The sequence below is a fragment of the Caldicellulosiruptoraceae bacterium PP1 genome (genome assembly GCA_041320695.1).
Taxonomy (GTDB): domain Bacteria; phylum Bacillota; class Thermoanaerobacteria; order Caldicellulosiruptorales; family Caldicellulosiruptoraceae; genus JBGGOQ01.
Map to the genome: position 1 here is coordinate 399,352 of JBGGOQ010000001.1, position 19,648 is coordinate 418,999.

Consider the following 19,648-nt stretch of genomic DNA (forward strand, 5'->3'; position numbering starts at 1 on the left):
TACAGTCTTTTCATAGGTTTGCTGACAGTTTTATTATAGCACTTTATTATATTTTTGCAAGATTATTTTTTATTTTGGCAATTTCATATAATATCCCTATCCTAAAATCTGTTAATGTAGTTAGTATATTATTTGTATGTGTATTATACCAATATACCCCATTTGTATAAACATAGTCATATAAAGGAGTTATATCTATCTTCTTAGCTTTTATTTTTCCTTTGTTACACATTATACCACTTGCTATTGAATGATAACCATTTGCAATATAGCAAATATTAACTTGAGAAAAATAATAAGCAGTATGATTATTATTTTTATAGATAAAAGGTTCTTTGGAAATAGTTCTAATGTTTTTAACATATTTTTCTCTATTATATGGATAAGTTATTACACACTCATTTGACAAATCAATTTCTATTTCCTCTCCTTCATGTAATCTATAAGCATTATTATTTTTATCATAATAACACATAGGAAAAGGAAAATATCTTGTTATATTTGCTTCTGGATTGTATATTATTTTTGTCAATAAATCTGTCTTTATATCTTCTTTTATTAGGTCCATAATAAAATCAATCATTTTTATCTTATCTTCTATTTTTGTTTCCCCTTCAATAGCATTATTAACAAATTCAATCGCATAGGAAAATTCTCTTTCTGCATTTAATTTGTATAATTCTTTGCTATCTGTGATTATATTTTGTTTTATATTGTTTTTCTTCTTTAACAACCCTCTAAGCAAAATTATTCCTCTCCTTTGTTATCCATTAATTCTTCTCTCAGTAGTTTTATTAAATTGTAATATATCCTCGCTTGTAAAAATGGTTCATTAAACATAAGTGTTCTTATTTCGTTACAAACACGTAGATATTTCTTCTCCATGAATGCCTTTTTAATGTTGACAAAATGTAGTATATATGAAGTATGAAGCAACATACTATTTCTTTGTTCATATATTTTTGAAGGTTTATATTTTTTCAATTCGTTATAAAATATTACTAAAGCTTTTTTAGCTTCTTGGTTCTTTTCTTCTGGAACATCATTTTTCCAATCGTCGTATGGCTCTAATATGAAATATAATTTATTCATCTTTTTCACCTCTATTATAACATCTATAATTATTGCAAAAAAACAAAAGCATTGGCTTTTATTTACCAATGCTTTTATTAATATTGTAAACTTGTAGACCTATTGATAATATTGATTCTATTTGTATACCATAATAAGTAGCTTATCTTAATATTCTTGATATGAGTCCAAATATCCTTTTATCTTCTACCCTGACCTCTTTGATTGTTACAACAACCTCACTACCGATTGTTGGCATTTCTCTTGCTGTTGAAAATGGGGGACACAATGCTTGCTTGCCATCTGGAAGTCTTACCAATATCCCATATGGTGCTATTGCGTCAACCACACATACAAGTATATCTTCTGGTTTTACTACTGGTGGTTTATCCCATGGATTAGGGTATGCTTCTTTTACGCTTACAATAGGTGGATTTTTGCTCTTTACTATGCAATCTACCCTATCACCAAGTTTAAATATTCTCCTTATATCGTTATAATAATTCCATGTTAAATCCTCTGCTTTTAATGGTATCTCATATCCAAACAGATAAATAAATGCGTTTTTTGGTGATATACCAACTATTGTCCCAAAAAGTTTATCTCCTACTTTGATTTTGCTTTCCCATTGTCTATGTCTTATTTCCATTGCTTTTTTACGTGATACAAAAAATTTGTTATTTTCAATTTTATAAATAACAAATTCAATTGGAACACCAAAAAGTGTTGCTATCTTATTAGATACTTGTTCTTGAACTCCTAACTCAGTTTCTGGCATATAGAGTCTAATCCCTCTTGAGTTTATTACTCCATATTGGACGTCATTAATTATTTCCCTTGCTATTATTTTGCCATGAAGTATTTTGTTTAGATTGTAAGCTCTCTCTAAAAACTCAATTCTCTTATCTTTTCCCATCTTTTAACCTCCTGCAAACTATATTTTTATTATATACAATAAAAAAAGCTGGACAAAGCCAGCTTTTAACAAATAATGCCTATTTCGTTGGAAATTTTGTTAATATAATAGTTACAAATATTGCTACCATAGCAACTATTAGTCCAAATGTCTGCCATTTTGTGCTTTTAATTTCTTTTGCTATTTCAACTTTAAAATCAGCAAACTCACTTTTGATGTTAGTTTTAAATTCATTAAGTTCATTTCTAATTTGATTTATTTCTTGTCTAGTTAATTCAATTTTGTCGTCCAACTTATTGATTCTACTTTCTAAATTTTCAAGTCTGTTTTCCATATTGTTGAGCCTATTTTCAATATTTCCAAGTCTGTGTTCTGTGTTTGCAACTTTGTTTTCACTATTTCCCAGCCTATTTTCAATATTCCCAAGCCTGTTATCCAAATTGTCAATCCTATTGTTTAGTTCTTTTCTTGTTTCTGTTATGTCTTGCCTTAAACTGTTGATTTCTTCTTTAAGTTCAATTCTTGTTAGGTCAATTCTGTTTTCTAAAAGCAACCTCTCGTTTGATGTAATTTTTCTTATTCTTTTTTGATTTTCCATATTACTCAACTCCATTTCGCAAACTCCTCTCCTTTATTTTTTAGGAAGCTTTGGCTAACTTCCAAAAAAAGAGAGGTCGCTTTAATTTAATTATACCACATTTTATATTTTAATGGGGCAAAATGCTTTTAATTTTTCTTCATGGTGTTTTCTCCAACAGCCATGTCGATACAATGTTGTGAAACCTATTATTCCTAATGGAACATAATATATTTCTTTACTCATTGGAACAGACATGAGCCATATTCTCGTTTTTCTATGTTCACGTTCTATTATTATTTCTGTATTTATACTGAAAACATCTTTTGTAGTAAACAATGATATTTTTTTCTTTTTCTTTTCTATGTTCGTTTTAAATTTTACACCTTTTACAATCTCAATCCATTCTCCTTTTGTATTGCATTCTTCGTTTAATAGCAATGGATAGCTACTACTGGCACGAATTCTTAAATCCTCTACTTTGCCTAACCATAATGCACCTATTTCACCTTTATATTGTATTTTTTCACCTTGTATTATTTCACTGTGAAATTGATAATGATTTGCCTCTCCAATAGAATTCAACATTGTATAGTAATCTTTATCCATTTTATAAACAACAGCTTTAATTTCTTTAATTCCTGCTCTTTTTGCTAAACATATTCTATGTTTGCCTTCATACGCCCAATATTTACCCATATATTCATCTACTATTATTGAATCACGTTCAAAATAGGGTGTGTCTCCTTTTTGGTATTCTTTCCAGAAATATTGACACCTGCTATATTTTAAGCATATATCTAAATATTTAGGTTGACTTGCTGTTTCGTTTAATACTTCGATAATTTCTTCTTCTGTGTTTCTATATGGATTTAGACCTAATTCTCTTAGTAACAAACACCTATTTCCTAATTCTGTTGGATATTCAGCTATATCTTCTACTTTTATTATTTTGACCTCTTTTTCCATTAACATTTAATACACCTTGCTTTTTTGTTATATTTTATATCAGTTGTTCTTTGTTAACAACATTTTTAAAATATCTAAACCAATCATCATAGTTTTGTTCAAATAGTTTCATCTTGCAATTTGGATATTTTTCATTCATCTCTTGTATTGCATTTATTATACCACTATCCCACTTTCCGCCTATTGGACGCAAAATAACTTCACCATCTTGTGTTAAAACTACAAGCAATGCAAAAGTTCCTTTATCAGCAAGGCTATTAATTATTTCTTGATTGTTCATAATCTACACCTTCCTTATTATTTTTATTTCTTTATAAAATAATAAAAGCAGGGGTATTCCCCTGCTCATTAAAACAAATCATTATCATCATCTACTGGTAATGTATTATTTTGATTATTATTGTTATTTTGACTAATATCATTTGGTGTTAATGGATTAGGTTCATCATTATCTTGTTCTTTTATATTATCATTTACTTGTTGTGCTTGCATTTGTCCTGTTGCTGTTGGTGTTTGCTGCTGTGTTGTTTGGGTTGGTGTTTGAACGTTTGTTTGTATTAGTTGTTGTGTTTCTACTGGTTGAGGGCTGTTCCATTCCTTTACATAAGTGCTTATTCCTTTTGATATTAATTGTTTGCTTTCCTTCATGGTTGATATATCTACTTTATCAACCATTAATGGCTTTTTTCCTCTTAACATTACAATAGCTTTTGAATTATCAAGTTTATAAACCTCATCTGGTGTTAGTAATGGTCTTTTACCTACTGACTGAGTTATCCTCTCTACCTCTGTTAATCCTTCAAGTCCACCTTGTCTTGAAGTGCTTCTGGTATGAATTGATTTTATTCCAAGAACATTTGATATATATTCTGATGTTCTTGTATCATTTGCACCTAAAAATAGCTTTGTATCACAATTGCCTATTATTGTTTCCCATTGCTCATGATATTTCTCCTCTAATTGGGTTATACTTTGGAATATTATTGAACAATGCAGATTTCTACTCCTTATAGTTGCTATTTTCTTTGTGAAGTCTGGTATTTCCCCAATATTGGGAAACTCATCAAGTATAAAGTATACTTCTCTTGCTCTTATTTCTGCATCTTGAGTTGTATCGTGCAAATTTACAAGCTTGATAAATAAAAAACTGAAAAACAGTGAGCTTATAAAATCAAATGCACTATGTGTATCACTCATTATACAAAAATATGCTACTTTATCTTTTTTGGGTTTCTCTAAATCAATATCACTAACTGCTGTCATTGCTTGAACAAGAGTATTTTGAAATACTTGCAACCTTGTTCCAAGTCCTATTATAACACCTGTTTGAACAGTTTGGTTTGCCTGTGCAAATATGTTATATGCCATTTTAGAGGCTCTATCATTTGGTATATTTGAAAATAGTGCCTGTAAGTTTTGCATTGTTGTGTTTGCAAGAAGTTTATATACCTCTCCTAAATTTTGTTCTTCTGGAGGTCTTACTTCCTTTACATACAACACAAGTGCTTTTAGTAAATTCATTTCTGCTCTATCCCAGAAAGGATCTCCGCCTTTTTTAACTCCAATTTGTGTATTTTTTATTATTGTATCTGCAAACACTGTTGCGTCCATATCATCTTGTATAACGTCCAATGGATTCCATCTGTCACTATATTGTATATTAACAAGATTGAGTGCTTTAACATCATAACCTTGATTTATAAGCCATGTTGCCATATCCTCGTATAATTCGCCTTTTGGGTCTGTAATTATCATGCTCTGTTCCATTTGTGCTATTTTTATTATATTGGGACGTGCAAATGTTCTTGATTTTCCTGTTCCACTTGCACCAAATATAGCAATATGCTTGTTATATTTGGTTTCTTGAGGAAATATTACATGTTCGCCTTCTAACTTCCCCAGGAGAATACCTTTATTCTTACTTCCTAATTTGTATACCTTTTTCGCCTCGCTTTTTGCCATCCAGTCTGCACTCCCGTAAGTATTCCTTTTGTCTGTTTGAACTTTTGTCCCAAAATGCATTTCAAATTCCTCCTTATATGCTAATATAAATATTAATCCAATAACTGCAATACCAATACTGCCTATAAGCCATATATTCATAGCATTTTTACTACTGGTAGTATTCTTTATTGCTTTTATTGGATCTGTTTCTATTGTGAGTTTCGGAGCTTTGCCTTCCATTGTTGATTTCCATACATCACCATTGCTTATCATACCTGCAAACATACCAACAATGTATGCTGTCATTGTAAAATATATTGAAATTATTATCACTACTGCTATTGCTTTTTTCATATTTTATTCCTCCTCATTTCTATTTTCATTGTTTTTATATCCCACTGCCATTAAAAATTCTGGCATTGTTATTGTTTTTACTGGCAGATTTAAGTCCTTGTATCTTTCTTCCTGCCCTCTTATACATAGTATTTCTAAATTCATGTTCCCTCTTATGCTTTGTTCTGCTTTTATTATCTCCTTACCTATCAAATCTGTATCTATACCAACATATATCTCTTTGCCCTGCCATTCATATTCTGCATAGTTTTTGCTACTGGCTTTTACACCATCGCTATACACAACCTTTACAACTTTATCTTTCCAATCTGGTATTCCTATTATTGTGTCCATGATTTTTAAGCCCGATTCTGTATATGGTAATATATGCAATCTTCTTATATTCATCAGTTTCCCTACTTGTTCTACTACTTGTAGAAAATCTCTTATTTTCTCTGGTGTTTCGCAAAAGACTATGAAATCATAAATGTTATGTGATGTTGCTTCTCTAATATTTGTTATTAGGTCGGATAGTGTTTTCATACCTGTATCCTTTGATATTTTGTATATCCCATATCCTCTGGCTACTCCAAGAATTTTATTCTTGTCGCTCATTTCATTTCCTTGCTTTCTGGTTTCTGATTTTAAATCCCAACAGTTTATGAAATGTGGATATATATATTCTCTGTTTGCTATTTCTACTACTTTTGTCCATCTATATAACATTTCTTTACTCGTTGGGTTATTCAATGGCTCAAAATTTACATACCATTCAAAGTTGACAAAACTTATCCCTACTTGTCCTAATGTTATATGGTTTCTCCCTACTTTCTTTAACATACCATCTTTAACTAATTTATTAATTCTCTTATATATTGCCCACTTATTTTGGTATAATTCTCTTGCCATATCATAAGACACCATCTTAAACTTAATTATCATATCAAGCAATTGTTTATCTCTTTCGGTTATTTGTGGCATATATGATTTTATACTCATTATTACACCCCTTCCTGTTTTATTCTTTTTTATACTACTGGCTTTTTAATTGCTATATCTTATACTTTTTACAATATTTCAATCATTACTTTGTTTTTTCTTCTGGCTTTTTCCCTACTCACCGCCATTAATTTTTGAATTAATGGCTATATTGTGCCTATATCCATATTGCTATTTCTATTTCATATCTGCCTCTACTTCGCCATTTATACTTTGGTATAAATGGCTCTTTCCTGCCATTTATTGTTATTCCAACTGGTATTTATTTCGCTTCTGGTTTATTTTGGTTCTGCCATTTTGTTATGCTTTTTCTCTTTTCGTGCTTTTGCCTTTGTCTGTGTGATTTTTGTTTACTACTTTTGTGTGCGAAAATTGATTTCGCACACCTGTTTCTTTTTTTATTTTATAATTATTATAAAATACTTGATATTACTTGTTTTTTTGTATCTAATTCGCTATCCAATTGCCTTTCCATATTAATTATTTTTTATATTTTCTTTGGTTATTGATTTGGATATATTTTTGCATATCCAAAACATGTTTACTAAATTACATATTATGCTTTTATTTGTTATTTTTAGATTTATTATAGCTATTAATTATTATCTTATTTCCCATTATATTACTGGTAATTTATTTGCTATTTCTTGGTTAGGTTGGTTATCAAATACTCTGTATCTTTCTTCCCATGAAACAATTTTAATATATGTTTTGGCAAACATATTTTCTATGGGAAATCCAAAACAACAAAAAGCATAATGTTCCATTGTATCGTTTGGAATAACACCATTTGTCACAAAAGAATCAGTTATTGTTTTCATCATTCGGTTATCAGTATCTGCTTTTATTGCAACATAATGAGGAACATAATACTCAAAACAAGCAAATGCTTTTTTAAATCTTGGCTTTTGAGATAAAGATTTAATTGCATTTTCTATAATGTCTTTCCACTTGAATGTATCTGCTTGGTTTTGCACTTTGTAAATTGGAGGAACATCATAAATAAGGATTTTAAGCATACCATCTTCATAGCTTGCTTCAAACTTGTCGACTACAAGTTCGGTATCAAGTTTAATGCCATATGAATTTAATACTCTCACATACTTGTCCAATTGTCCTTGTTGAATGAATAAAGCCTCTCGAAGTTTGAAAATAGCAAATTCAGTTTCTTTAATCCACTTTTCAAATTGGTTTTTGTTGTATTCAAAGCCTTTGTCATTTTGCAATACTCTCTCTATTATGTCATTGATTTCCATTTACAACACCCTTTCTTGTAGAATTTATGTTATAGGCAAACTACCCATTTTAAAATCGTCTTAAATGCGTTTTTTAGGCTTACTGTTAAACAAAAATAAGGTTGTTAATATAAAAATATGTTTTATGTTTTTTATTTGTTTATATGCAATTTAAAGCGGTATCGTTTTTGTCCCTTTTATATTGCTAATGTTGATACTGCCTGAAATACAGGGCTGTGTCCATGTCTGTTTTTGAAATCTAATTCAAATTCAATATCAAGTTGTTTGATTAATTCATCAATGTCGTTATCTATTGATGTGTTTGAATCTCTTGATGTATCTGCTTTTATAGTTTCTTGAGTCTTATGTTCTTCTTGTAACTTACTGAAATGTTCAAAAGCAGTTTCATAATTGGCTTCGTCCACACCATTCTTTCTAACTGCATTTTTGAATATTTCTTCTAAGCCATCGTATTCATTTGGATCTCGTGTTAAGAATATATCTACTGGTTTTTTAGCAGACTTCTGGTATGTAGCGGTATTATTGCCTTTTGCCTTTTCTTCGTCTTTCAAATAGCTAAAGTCATAGTTATAGCGTATTGCTGACTTAATAAATGCTGGTTTGTTAATAACCATATTAGCAAAATATCTACTTTCAAGTAAAGTTGTCAAATTTTCTAATTTGTCATCTGTTGTTGCATAAGCAAACACAAAGGTTTCAAGGTTTTGGAGTTTATACCCTTTCATTAGATTTTTAATTTTGTCAATTTTTTCTTTTGGGAGATTTTTACACACACTATTACTTACTTTGTTATTTTTTCTTAGTAAGTTATTATTTTTGTGTGTTTTATTATCTCTGTAAGTATTACTTGTAGTTATATTTGTTTTATTATTTATATTATTATTAATATAATATATATAATTAGCATGCTCATTTTGTTCAGATTTGCCTGTATTTTTCGGGCATTCTTGTATGTCGTTTTTCGCCTTTACAGTTTGACTGTTTTGTTCATTCAATAATGTCTCTTTTCGACATTCAATAATGTCGTTTTCCGCCATTATGGATAAATCCTTGGTTGTGCTGTATTTTTTATTCGTATAGTTTGAAGTTTCTTTATCATTAGAGAATTTTGTTTTATTGTCTGCATTGTTTTCTTTTTGACTTCTTATGTATTTTTCCATTGCCTCATTTATAGCTTCAATATTTATCTTAAAATATAATTTTCTTGGCAATCCTTTGTATTTTTCTTCTATAAAACCTAATTTTTTTAAGTTTTTTCTTGCCGTTTCTTGTTCTCTCCTTGTTAATCCTGTTTCTTTTTCTATTTCTTTTTGTGTTTTATAAATCCAACCTTCCGGATCTTTTTGTTTTCCATTCCAGCGTAAAAGATTTGATAAAAATAAAATTGAAGAAACCCCTTTACAAATATGCTGGAATGATGGATAATAATAATAAGGGGTTTCAAGACTTTTTTCAAAGTCTTTGAATTTTTGTTGATTCATTATCAACAACTCCTTTTTTTTTATTTTGATATAAAATAAGAAAACCCAGAGAGTAATTTCTCTGGGTTTTTGCTTTTATTAAAATATTGTTCGTCTGTATGTTCGTTGATATATGTTGTTATACTTTAAGTATAGTAGTTTGCCTAAATATAGTTTGCCATATACAGTTTGTTCACGGGTGACTCTTGTCACCCTACTGTGAAAAAATATGCCCCAGTTTCTACTGGGGCTTTATTTATTTTGAAATGCGTTAATAAACGACTTAATTACTTTTGGATTTGTTATTGGAGCTTTTTTTTCTTTATATTCTTTCTGTTCTTGATAGTTAAACTGAATTGTTTTTAGTTTTATTTGTCCTGTTACAATTCCTTTTGTTGCATAATATAATTCTAAAGCATCTCTTAATACTTGATTTTTATTTTCTTCAGCAAATATTGGGTGATTGTCTGGCAATCTTATACTTATTGTTTTTGTTTTTTCCTTATCCATTTTTTTGCTCCTTTTTGTTTACAGGTTCTATCTCTTATATATCATAGCTTGTATGACATTGCAACTTCATTTTTGTATTACATTTTTGTTTACAGGCTCAATTCCTTATCACTACTGATTTTTATTGATATAATTTTTCAATTTTGTATTACAAACCTACTAAATTTCTGTTTGTTTTTATAATTTTGTATTACAAAATTCATTTTTTATGTTCATCTATATTAGATTTCTCAATGCTTATAGCCTGTAAACATTTTTGTATTACAATTTTGACATTTTATATATCTCTATCACTTGTCATTACTGTTATAGAGCCTGTAAACAAATTATAATTTTTATTAAGTATTATTCTCCACAGAGATACTTTCTAACATATTCAAAAATCCTTTAGCGTTTGCAAATTGAGGGTCATCAACTATTTTTATTTCCATTTCGCCAATAACCTTTAAATGAGGGCTTATCATATATGCACCACCACCTGCGACATATATTCTTACAACATCATTAACAAAATCATTCCATTTTGTTACTATTTTATTAATAATTGACTCTGTTACTTCACGAACTATTTCATCTCTTGCTTCTGTTATATCTTTCTCTCTTCCTTTTACTAATACAACACCTGTTTCAAATACATCTAATATGTTTGTTTCATTACGAGCTATACCATACTTATGTTGGATGTGTTTGGTAAGTGTTGTTAATATTCTTGATGTTCCTTCATCAACTGAAAATGAAAATTCTGTTAGAGGAATTATATCACCTTTGTTATATTTTACTAATAAGACATCTGTTGTTCTAAATCCTACATCAATTACGCTTATATATCCATTTGGTATTTTATCATTTATTGAGAATAACGCACCTACTCCTTGAGGAAATACTTCGCACACATCTATTTTATATCTTCTTACTTCGTTATTTATAATTATTGTTTCTTCTGCAAATTCAATATAATCTCTAACTTTATCACTATAATTAGAATATAGCATTATTGGAAGTCCTATTGCCAATTCTATGTTTTGTTCTTCTATATCAAGAGCATGAAGAGCAGTTAATAATAATATTTTAGAAAATTCATCAGTAAATCTATCTTCAGAAAAATTTGCAGATGAGTTTGGAGAATTTAAAGCAGCTTCTCCAATAGCATATATATTATTCATATATGTTACAATATAATTTTCTTTATATGCAAAGCCCATTTTACTATTTGCAGTCATTCTTTTAGATACCATTGATGGGAACACAACACTTTTCCCATTTTCAGCAATAGCTTTTGTATACCCAAAACCAATATCAACAGCTACTTTCATTCTTTATCCTCCTCCTCATTTTTATCTTTATTTTGTTTTTCAACTTCTTCGATTTCTTTTGGCATAAAGCCCATCCTTTTTGCTATTTCTCGGTAATTTACAACTTTACCTTTTCTACCATATATTTTGTTAAATACTTGCTCCATGTCTTCCATTATCATCATTTGGCTGTTCATTAGTTTTTCAATTGTTGGTCCTAAAGTATTAAACTCATCAATTAGTTTGTTTAATGCGTCCTTAATTTTTATAATTTCTTCAAAGCTTAACTTGTCCCTTTCATAAAGTATTTTTATTGCCTCATTTAAGTTTGTATTATATTTGTCAAGTTTAACCTTTACATCACCCCCATTTATTTTTTTAGTTTCTAAATTAGGTAATAATGCTTCTTTTAATTCATTTTCGTTTAAATCCTTATTGCCTTTTTTATTTGCCATGTATAAAGCTCCTTTCATCAACTTTTAGTAATAAATAATTTCTGCATAAAATAAAAAATCCCTGCCATATTTTAGCAGGGATTTAGCTTATCTTCTCATAGAATTTGAAAATCTATTTAGTTCTCTATTAATATCATTTAAATGTTCTATTGTTAACACAGCAGTTATCCAACCATATTTTGCATGTGCATTTTTCTTTCTCAATTTCTTTACTATGTCAACAAAAGAATATACTATATTTTCTTGACTTATTATTGCCTTCTTTAAATCTTCTTTATCCTTCTTGTATTGCACTGGGAAAACAATTAGTCCAAGGAAAAAAGCTACCCAAAATTCAATAATTTTCGCAACTAACATCAATACTGGAACATGTTGAACAGCTAAAAACCATTCTGGTGCTTGTCTATTTATTGATAGTCTTTTCATTGCTCGCCAACCCCAAGGAAAAGAAGCTAATGCATATATGGCAAATGGAACTTGTACTAATTCTGAAAATATTTTTGAAGCATGACCTATTTTAATGTAAAGAAAAACATGCCATAAAAAATATAAAATAGTATAGCCAGTTATAAACCTTGCCCAATACAACATATGCTTTGTGTTTTTATTATACTGTGATGATAAACGTTCCGCACAAAAAGGACATATAGGATTATCTCCTATATAATTTTGTGCATACCCTTCATAAGATTGCCCACATAATGTGCAGTTATACAATACAAATTCCCCCTTTTTTTTGAGTATATATATTAATATTTTATCTATAAAAATATAAATATGTCACCCTTTAGTTTTTAGTCAAAATGTAAATTATTTTCAAGAAATCCAAGAATTAATTCTTTCCTATCATGTTCTCTCCACAATCCATAACGATACAAAGTATAACTTTCAATTTCAGCTATATCAAAATAATTTATCTTCTTATGACAAGGTATCTTTAGCAGCCATACCTTTGTTTTTTTGTGATTGTTCTCAATAATTACCCTTGTTTGAATGATATATTTTCTAATAAAAGATTTCTCTGTCTGAACGTTAATAGACATTTTGACTCCAGGCAATAGCTCAAAAATCTTTCCACATGTATTGAATTTCTTATCCAACCAAATAGGTCCTTTTATCAAAGTATAATATTCTGGGTCTTTTAGTCCTTTTATCCATAATAAAGCTTTACTCCCTGAAAATTTCGTAAATATTCCTTTCGAATATTCCAATACAAATTCTTCTGGCTGACCTATGTTAGGAAGAAGCATTTGGGAATTAGTAGTTTCGTAAATATAAGCCTTTATTTTTTTTATTCCTGCCCTTTTAGCAAGGCATATACGGTGTTTCCCTTCAATTACCCAATAATTATTTTCAAATCTTTCAAGATAAATTGGATCTCTTTCAAAATATGGCTCAATATTTCCTTGTGAAAACTCTTTATAAAAAGCACTACATCTGCTACTTTCTTTGCATATGTTTAGATAATTTTTGTCTTTCTCTGTTTTGATTAGTACATCCATAATTTCTTCTTCAGTGTCGCTATAAGGATCATAGCCAAGTTTTTTTAATAGCAAACATTTACTACCAAGACGAGTAGGATATTCCTTTATTTTTTCAATTTCAACAAATTCTATTTTTGGCTTTGTGAAAATCAATATAACTAATCCCCCTATCTTTTCATATATTGCTATTTTATATCAACTGTTCTCTATCAACAATCCCTTTAAAATACTTGTTCCAGTTAGTATAATCTTCTTCCAGTAGTTTCATTTTACAGTTTGGATATTTTTCATTCATCTCTTGTATTGCATTTATTATCCCACTTCCCCATTCACCACCAATTGGTCTTAATACAATCTCACCTTCTTGAGTTACACCAATTAACAAGGCAAAGACTCTTTTATCTGCAAGAGATTCTATAATCTTTTCAATTTCTTGAGGTTTCATAAAAATATCTCCTTTCTTTTAATATTAACTTGGGGGTGTCAACAAAAAGATAGCTATTTACTATATTTTGCTACACCCTAAATATATACGCCTCTGAAGCATTATCATATGGATTTCTTCTTTGGAAATATCTATTAAATTGTTCTGTTCCACTTCCAATCTTACGTAAAGCAACATTTTCATCTATATTCAAATGTTTTAAAGTTTTTTGTCTTTCATAGTCATAACCACTATTTATATGTGCAATTGCTGTTTTAATATTATCATCTACATTAATACCTGCATTTTTAAGTTTGTTAATATCTCCACTTTTAATAACATCATAAATTAGTCCATTCTGTCCTTTATTCATCAATTCATCAACTACTGGTGATAATGTTTTAAAACTTTCTTTATATTTGCTATCATTTGCCATTCTTTCAAATGTTGTAAGCTCTATTGCTTTATTTAGTTTACCTTTATTACCCAAAGAGTTCATAACACCACCTGCTAAATGTCCAAACATCGCAAATGCTGGATTATCGTGTGCTGTTGCATAAGCTATCTTTTGCAATGTTTGTCCTGCTTTAGCAAGTCCACCTTCATTTAATAAATTCATATTTTTAGCGAATGTTTTTCTTGTAAAATCTGTTCCTATATACTGGTTCTCTGGTGGTATATTTATTGGATTTGTTGGTATTGTATCTGGTTTTGTTTTCCTTCTATCTATATTTATATTTCCGCCTGCTGGACTTGCAGGAACAGAGCTAAATCCACCCATTGGTATTGCACCTCCAAATGATGAACCGCTATTTGATGGAGATACTGGATTGTTCGCTGTTGCGACACTCCCACCAGCAAAGCCAGTGTCAATATTATTGTTTGTTTTTTCTGTGCCTCCACTATTGCTATTACTACCAATATAGTTTCTTCCTGTTTCTACTTGTTGCCCACCACTACTAAATGTTCTGGTAAAAGCATTTCTCATACCTGTCATCATAGCAAACCCAGAACCTAAAACAGGATTTGCTAAACTATATTCATCAACCCCAGATAATCTTTCAAAATAGTTTTGTAGCAAATTCCTCAATACATCAGCTATCTTGGGTATACTATACATAGCAATTATTCCACCAAGCCACCCTGTAAATCCTGTTGCTGTAAATACATGCAATGTTGCTAAAAATGTAAATGCATAAAAGAAACCCATAGATGTATTTGTGAGTATTTCACCAAACCACACATTGACAATGTGAGAATCTCTTTTAATTCCCCACATAGTTACTGCTATTGGTGTGAACAAAAAGAATATCCCTAAAACAAACTTTCTTACTAAAAAGACCATATTTATTTTAAAATATAACATTATATATATTAATTTTGCTATTGCTGTATTTAATGGATTAGAAGAACCTATTGATTGAGCAAATATATCTATTACTCCATTTTTAGCAACATCAGATTCACTTACTCCTAAACCAAACATTTGAGCAAAAGCTGTTGCATTTGTATTAGCATTGTTTGTGTATCCAAAACTGCTATCGACTAATGTATATAGCCATGTTCCTAATAAATCAAATAGTTTAAATAAATATAAAACTATCCATGGTGCTACTGCAATTAATAATATTACATAAAACCAGTTTTGTATTTCCTCCATCGTTGATGTTCTTTGTTTTGCTGATAAACCCGAATACATTAATTTTATTGCTGACCTACCTACCATCAGTACTATTAGTGCTGATGATACTAATACAACTAACCAGTAGAATTTCATTAAAAACCTATATTGTTCGGCTGAAAAAGGATTTGCGTCAAAAAATAGTGTGTTCAATTGTTGAAAACCAGCTACTTTGCAAAGCCATTCTATAAATTGCGTTATTGCGTTCAATATAATAATAATCATTCTTATAATAAAGCCTTCATTTGATGGATCTTGGGGTGTTGATATACTACTGCCATCAGTATTTGCCCCTGTTATTTCCATTGTGTTGTATAAAACATTTCTATAACTTATCAACATCGTTGCTATAAATGATAAAAAACCAATTATAAGACCACCAACAATGACATAATTTATACCTGCCATTGCTTGTTGCCTATCTTCTGAATTTTTTACAGACATAAATTTGAAACCTATTAATATAATTGATATCACAAAAGCAAATATTCCTATTGTTGTTGTTACACTTCTTACAAAATCCATTGTTTCAGTTTCTGCTGTTCCTGCAAAAACTATACTTGGTAGTAATAAAAAAACAAGCCCTAACATTGTCGTTAGGACTTTTTGTATTTTTCCCATATTGGAACACCTCCATATAATACTAATGCCCCTAATAAATCGGGATCTATTTTTTTGTTTGTTTTAAACACATTAAATAATTCTTTAAATTCAATTTTATATAATTTTTCCACTTTTCTTGTTTCAATTATTCCATAATTCATTGAATAAGCATTATATGCATAAGACGTTTTTGGTAATATTACTCCATCAAGTAATATAAGATTATATTGCCATAATATTTGTTTTGTTGATTTTAAAGAGTTTACATCAGTATTTGAAGGATTAACATTATTATTTGGGTGATTGTGAGCTATTACAATATATTTTGTTTCAGTAAATATTGTAGCAAAGTGTTTAGCAATATTATTATCAATATTTCCGCTCTGTGTTGTTCCTTCGTTTGTTATAGCTAATGATATAAGTTTTTTGTTTTTTGTTAAAAACATAAATGAGGTTAGTTCAGTAGAATATGCTTTCTTTGCAATAGTTTCATCTTTAAAATAAAGCTCCATAAAGCAATAAACTGCTTTACCTGCACTATCGATGTAAGTATCACATCGAGGGACTAATACTCTTATAAGATTATCCCCTATAATTGGCATAGATAAGCTTTCTTTTGTTTTTTCATCAATTATATATGAAATTTTTTGAGGTAGTTTAATAAACATATTTATCACCTCATTAATGGTTATACCACGCTTTTAAAAAAAGTTATAAACCTGTAAAAAAAATTTATGTTGTTACATAATTCCATTCAAAGTCAAATGGAGTTACCTGCATTAATACCTTTTCCCTTGAATTTAATAGTATAGCTTGTCCCTTATCTGCTGTTGTTAAAAATGCTTTTGCATTTTCTGATAGATAAAAATATTTAGCAGTTTTCTCTGCCATATCTGGTTCTTGTCGCAACAATATTTTTGTTGCACACATATTAATTACTGCTTCACCTGCTTGACTTGATAAAAATTCGTTTATTGTTTGAGATGCAATCATTAAAGATGTTTTATATTTTCTACCTCTCCTTGATATTGACTCTAAATATTCTGCTGATATATCGTATTTTGCAAACATCCAAGCCTCATCAAATATAACTACTTTCTTTTGGTTCTTGAATTTTGGATTTGAATATTTGTTCCATATCCAGTTCAATATGTTTATTGAAGCAAAGAATTTTAAAAATCTATCTTTGTCAAATTCTTTTAGGTCAAAACCTATTATTCTTTCATTCACATCTACTGTTGTTTGGCAATCAAATAATGCCAAACTGTTATTGCCTGTAAATATCTCTAACGCTTTTGCAAGCTCCTTTGTTTCTTCTTCCTGCATTAGTTTATTTCTTAAATCTGATAATGTTGGCATTTGTTTTTTTATTTTTCCTACTTTTATATTTCCTTGTTCATCAACTGAACAATCTAAATATAAACTTTCTGGATTTGTATTTATTCCTCTTTCATCATATAATTCCCTAATAAACCTTTCTATTATTGCTAATTGAACCCCATCAAGCTTTTTACCAATATAGTTATCTGCTATTATCCCAAGCATAAATCTTACTTCAGATATTTTTGAATTTATATCAACATATCTTCTTTTATCATCATCTTCTTCTACATCAAGTTCAAATGGATTTATGCCTATCTTTTCCCCTGCTTTTACTTTTATATATTTACCACCAAGCAAATTTGTAATTTTTTCATACTCGCCTTCTGGGTCAAGCATACATAACCACCAACCAAATGACGCCATTCTTCCCGCTATTGTTTTTATAGTTGTTGATTTACCAGACCCAGTAGTTCCAAATAAAGCAATATGCCCATTGTTTAATTCATTCGCAAATTGATTATAGAATATCGGACTGTTTGTAAGCAAATTATATCCCATATAAAACCCACCTTCGTAATATACCTCTGTATTGCCCGTGGGTATGCAACAAGCAACACCACCAGTTGTCATGCTTCTTATGTGTTCGATATATCTTTGGCTTGATAATGGCAAGCTTGTTATATATCCTTCTTTTTGTTCATAAGATAAGCACCTTGGTTTTAGAGAAAAACCACTACATCTTGTTTCAAATTCCTCGCATTTCTCAATTAATTCTTCTATACTTTGTGCATATATTGTTATTAGCACTTGAACATAAAGAATTTTTTCTACATTTCTTTGTATTTCTCGTCTTATAATATCCATATCTTCAATTTGCTGTAACATTGCATAATTAGGTTCACCTTTTTTTAGATATGCATTTGATTTTAATACATTTATTTTGTTTGTTAGATCTTTTATAATTGTTCTTGTATCTGATGGTTCTATATATACAGATATTGATATTTGTCCAACATTGTAGAATGTATTAAAAAAGGTAACATACATTTCTTGTGGGTATGTCGAAATGACATAAGTTCGGCTATATCTTTCACTACCTGTATAAATGTAATCCTTATCTTCATAAAATATGTCTGGTAATGCTAAATCTAAAAGACCTACTGTATTTTCAAATATATTTTTATCCTGCAATTGTTTCTGGTTCTCTTGTTTCTTCTGGATTGTTTGTTCTATTTTCTGTTTCTTGCTCATCTTCGATTACAACTCCTTTCCCTGTTACTAATAAATCTAAAACACCATTTTTTATAGCGTCCTCTATTCTAAATAGTTTATTCTTATTTAACTCATCATGTAATAACTGTAATACTTGTTCCCTATTTAATCTTTCTATTCTCATTCCTGTTTTTGCTATCATACCCATTATCCTTCTTGTTTCGTTTTGTATCTTTTCTTCTGCAAGTTTTGGATTAGGTTCGTAAATATTAAATGATATATAACTTTTTCTTACATAAACACCTTTTTCTTTTTGTATGTTATCTAATCTATCTTTTAACAATGTTGCATATCTTTTTAAATTTTCATTAATATCTGAATTTAATATAAACTCATCTACTTGTTTAATTTGTTTTGTAGTATCAATTTTCTGCGTTGTTGTATAAAATTGAACAGGTATTGTTAATGCTCTTGCAAATGTTATAAGTTCATTTTCAAAAGCTGTTTGTTCTGCTTCTGATAATAAGTCAAAGTCTTGTGATGAAATATAAAAAATCCTTCCATACCGGTTGCCATCAAAAATGATAGTTCCATTTGGAAGGATATTTTTTATCTCTAATAATTTTTTCAGCTTATTTCTATCTTTTTCTGTTACGGCTTCTTTATTATCATTATTTTTTGTTGGTTTTGTTTTTTTATCTTTCTTAATTATACTTGCTCCTATTATGAATACTGCTACACCAAGAATTATTGTTATTGCTATTATTATAATTGCTACTTTCATTATTCAAACCTCCTGTATTTTATAAGTTTTTCTTTTTTGGTGAATTTTATAATTCTAAATAAATATTTTGTAAGTGTATCTTCATTAATTTTTAAAAATGCAAATAGAAAAGCAATTATTAATGAAATCAAAACAAATATAACGCTAATTAGTAAAGGCAACTTTATAAGAAAACTCAATCCTATTGCTATTATTGGAATTATTAGTATAATAAGAAATTGTTTTATTGTCAAAATCCCGCCAATAATTTTATCCTCTATTTTTTCTTCAAAAGGTATTTTAAAACTTCTCATGTAACCACCTCCAATAAATAAAAAAAGCAGGGTTTTGTCCCTGCTTTTTATAATCATCTACA

21 protein-coding genes are annotated in these 19,648 nt (G+C 29.2%); all 21 read right to left on the reverse strand.

Translation table 11 applies throughout. The annotated features are described in order from the left end of the window. Nucleotides 1-46: 46 nt before the first annotated feature. The 21 genes from ACAG39_02035 to ACAG39_02135 all read right to left on the reverse strand — a co-directional run bounded on the left by ACAG39_02035 (nucleotide 47) and on the right by ACAG39_02135 (nucleotide 19,586). On the reverse strand, nucleotides 47-745 hold the full coding sequence (locus ACAG39_02035; protein ID MEZ0536010.1) for a DUF6710 family protein: 699 nt from the start codon (nucleotides 743-745) through the stop codon (nucleotides 47-49). A gap of 2 nt (nucleotides 746-747) precedes the next feature. Then, nucleotides 748-1,092, reverse strand: coding sequence for a hypothetical protein (locus ACAG39_02040; GenBank protein MEZ0536011.1), 345 nt, complete (start codon nucleotides 1,090-1,092; stop codon nucleotides 748-750). Between the two features lie 142 nt (nucleotides 1,093-1,234). Beyond that, a complete protein-coding gene (locus ACAG39_02045; protein ID MEZ0536012.1) occupies nucleotides 1,235-1,987 on the reverse strand; it encodes a S1 RNA-binding domain-containing protein in 753 nt (250 codons plus the stop codon). Between the two features lie 79 nt (nucleotides 1,988-2,066). After that, nucleotides 2,067-2,600: a DUF1664 domain-containing protein gene (locus ACAG39_02050; protein ID MEZ0536013.1), complete on the reverse strand. Its 534-nt coding sequence runs from the start codon at nucleotides 2,598-2,600 to the stop codon at nucleotides 2,067-2,069. 87 nt (nucleotides 2,601-2,687) lie between these two features. Further along, nucleotides 2,688-3,533 carry a hypothetical protein gene (locus ACAG39_02055; GenBank protein ID MEZ0536014.1) on the reverse strand — a complete coding sequence of 282 codons (846 nt, stop codon included), beginning with the start codon at nucleotides 3,531-3,533 and terminating at the stop codon, nucleotides 2,688-2,690. 34 nt (nucleotides 3,534-3,567) lie between these two features. Continuing rightward, nucleotides 3,568-3,813: a hypothetical protein gene (locus ACAG39_02060; GenBank protein ID MEZ0536015.1), complete on the reverse strand. Its 246-nt coding sequence runs from the start codon at nucleotides 3,811-3,813 to the stop codon at nucleotides 3,568-3,570. A 68-nt stretch (nucleotides 3,814-3,881) separates the two neighbouring features. Continuing rightward, complete coding sequence (locus tag ACAG39_02065) at nucleotides 3,882-5,831, reverse strand: VirD4-like conjugal transfer protein, CD1115 family (protein ID MEZ0536016.1); 1,950 nt, start codon at nucleotides 5,829-5,831, stop codon at nucleotides 3,882-3,884. Nucleotides 5,832-5,834: 3 nt separating this feature from the next. Continuing rightward, the gene (locus ACAG39_02070) at nucleotides 5,835-6,809 is read right to left on the reverse strand and encodes a hypothetical protein (GenBank protein ID MEZ0536017.1); all 975 of its coding nucleotides are present in this window, start codon (nucleotides 6,807-6,809) and stop codon (nucleotides 5,835-5,837) included. Nucleotides 6,810-7,426: 617 nt separating this feature from the next. After that, nucleotides 7,427-8,065, reverse strand: a complete 639-nt coding sequence (locus ACAG39_02075) for a hypothetical protein (protein MEZ0536018.1) — start codon at nucleotides 8,063-8,065, stop codon at nucleotides 7,427-7,429. A 176-nt stretch (nucleotides 8,066-8,241) separates the two neighbouring features. Further along, complete coding sequence (locus ACAG39_02080; GenBank protein ID MEZ0536019.1) at nucleotides 8,242-9,546, reverse strand: hypothetical protein; 1,305 nt, start codon at nucleotides 9,544-9,546, stop codon at nucleotides 8,242-8,244. A gap of 231 nt (nucleotides 9,547-9,777) precedes the next feature. Beyond that, nucleotides 9,778-10,035: a hypothetical protein gene (locus ACAG39_02085; GenBank protein MEZ0536020.1), complete on the reverse strand. Its 258-nt coding sequence runs from the start codon at nucleotides 10,033-10,035 to the stop codon at nucleotides 9,778-9,780. Between the two features lie 338 nt (nucleotides 10,036-10,373). Further along, a complete protein-coding gene (locus tag ACAG39_02090; GenBank protein ID MEZ0536021.1) occupies nucleotides 10,374-11,348 on the reverse strand; it encodes a hypothetical protein in 975 nt (324 codons plus the stop codon). Continuing rightward, nucleotides 11,345-11,782, reverse strand: coding sequence for a hypothetical protein (locus ACAG39_02095; GenBank protein MEZ0536022.1), 438 nt, complete (start codon nucleotides 11,780-11,782; stop codon nucleotides 11,345-11,347). Before ACAG39_02095 ends, ACAG39_02090 begins: the two co-directional genes overlap by 4 nt. Before the next feature lie 87 nt (nucleotides 11,783-11,869). Then, a complete protein-coding gene (locus tag ACAG39_02100; GenBank protein ID MEZ0536023.1) occupies nucleotides 11,870-12,499 on the reverse strand; it encodes a hypothetical protein in 630 nt (209 codons plus the stop codon). Nucleotides 12,500-12,576: 77 nt separating this feature from the next. Next, complete coding sequence (locus ACAG39_02105; GenBank protein ID MEZ0536024.1) at nucleotides 12,577-13,419, reverse strand: hypothetical protein; 843 nt, start codon at nucleotides 13,417-13,419, stop codon at nucleotides 12,577-12,579. A 37-nt stretch (nucleotides 13,420-13,456) separates the two neighbouring features. After that, nucleotides 13,457-13,711: a hypothetical protein gene (locus ACAG39_02110; protein ID MEZ0536025.1), complete on the reverse strand. Its 255-nt coding sequence runs from the start codon at nucleotides 13,709-13,711 to the stop codon at nucleotides 13,457-13,459. A gap of 70 nt (nucleotides 13,712-13,781) precedes the next feature. After that, nucleotides 13,782-15,992, reverse strand: coding sequence for a TrbC/VirB2 family protein (locus ACAG39_02115; protein ID MEZ0536026.1), 2,211 nt, complete (start codon nucleotides 15,990-15,992; stop codon nucleotides 13,782-13,784). Continuing rightward, nucleotides 15,968-16,642, reverse strand: coding sequence for a JAB domain-containing protein (locus ACAG39_02120; protein MEZ0536027.1), 675 nt, complete (start codon nucleotides 16,640-16,642; stop codon nucleotides 15,968-15,970). The genes ACAG39_02115 and ACAG39_02120 overlap by 25 nt, the downstream gene beginning before the upstream one ends. A gap of 64 nt (nucleotides 16,643-16,706) precedes the next feature. After that, the gene (locus tag ACAG39_02125; GenBank protein MEZ0536028.1) at nucleotides 16,707-18,548 is read right to left on the reverse strand and encodes a VirB4 family type IV secretion system protein; all 1,842 of its coding nucleotides are present in this window, start codon (nucleotides 18,546-18,548) and stop codon (nucleotides 16,707-16,709) included. Next, nucleotides 18,478-19,293 (reverse strand): hypothetical protein, encoded by an 816-nt coding sequence (locus ACAG39_02130; protein ID MEZ0536029.1) that lies wholly within the window; start codon nucleotides 19,291-19,293, stop codon nucleotides 18,478-18,480. The genes ACAG39_02125 and ACAG39_02130 overlap by 71 nt, the downstream gene beginning before the upstream one ends. Beyond that, on the reverse strand, nucleotides 19,293-19,586 hold the full coding sequence (locus ACAG39_02135; GenBank protein ID MEZ0536030.1) for a PrgI family mobile element protein: 294 nt from the start codon (nucleotides 19,584-19,586) through the stop codon (nucleotides 19,293-19,295). The genes ACAG39_02130 and ACAG39_02135 overlap by 1 nt, the downstream gene beginning before the upstream one ends. Nucleotides 19,587-19,648: the final 62 nt, after the last annotated feature.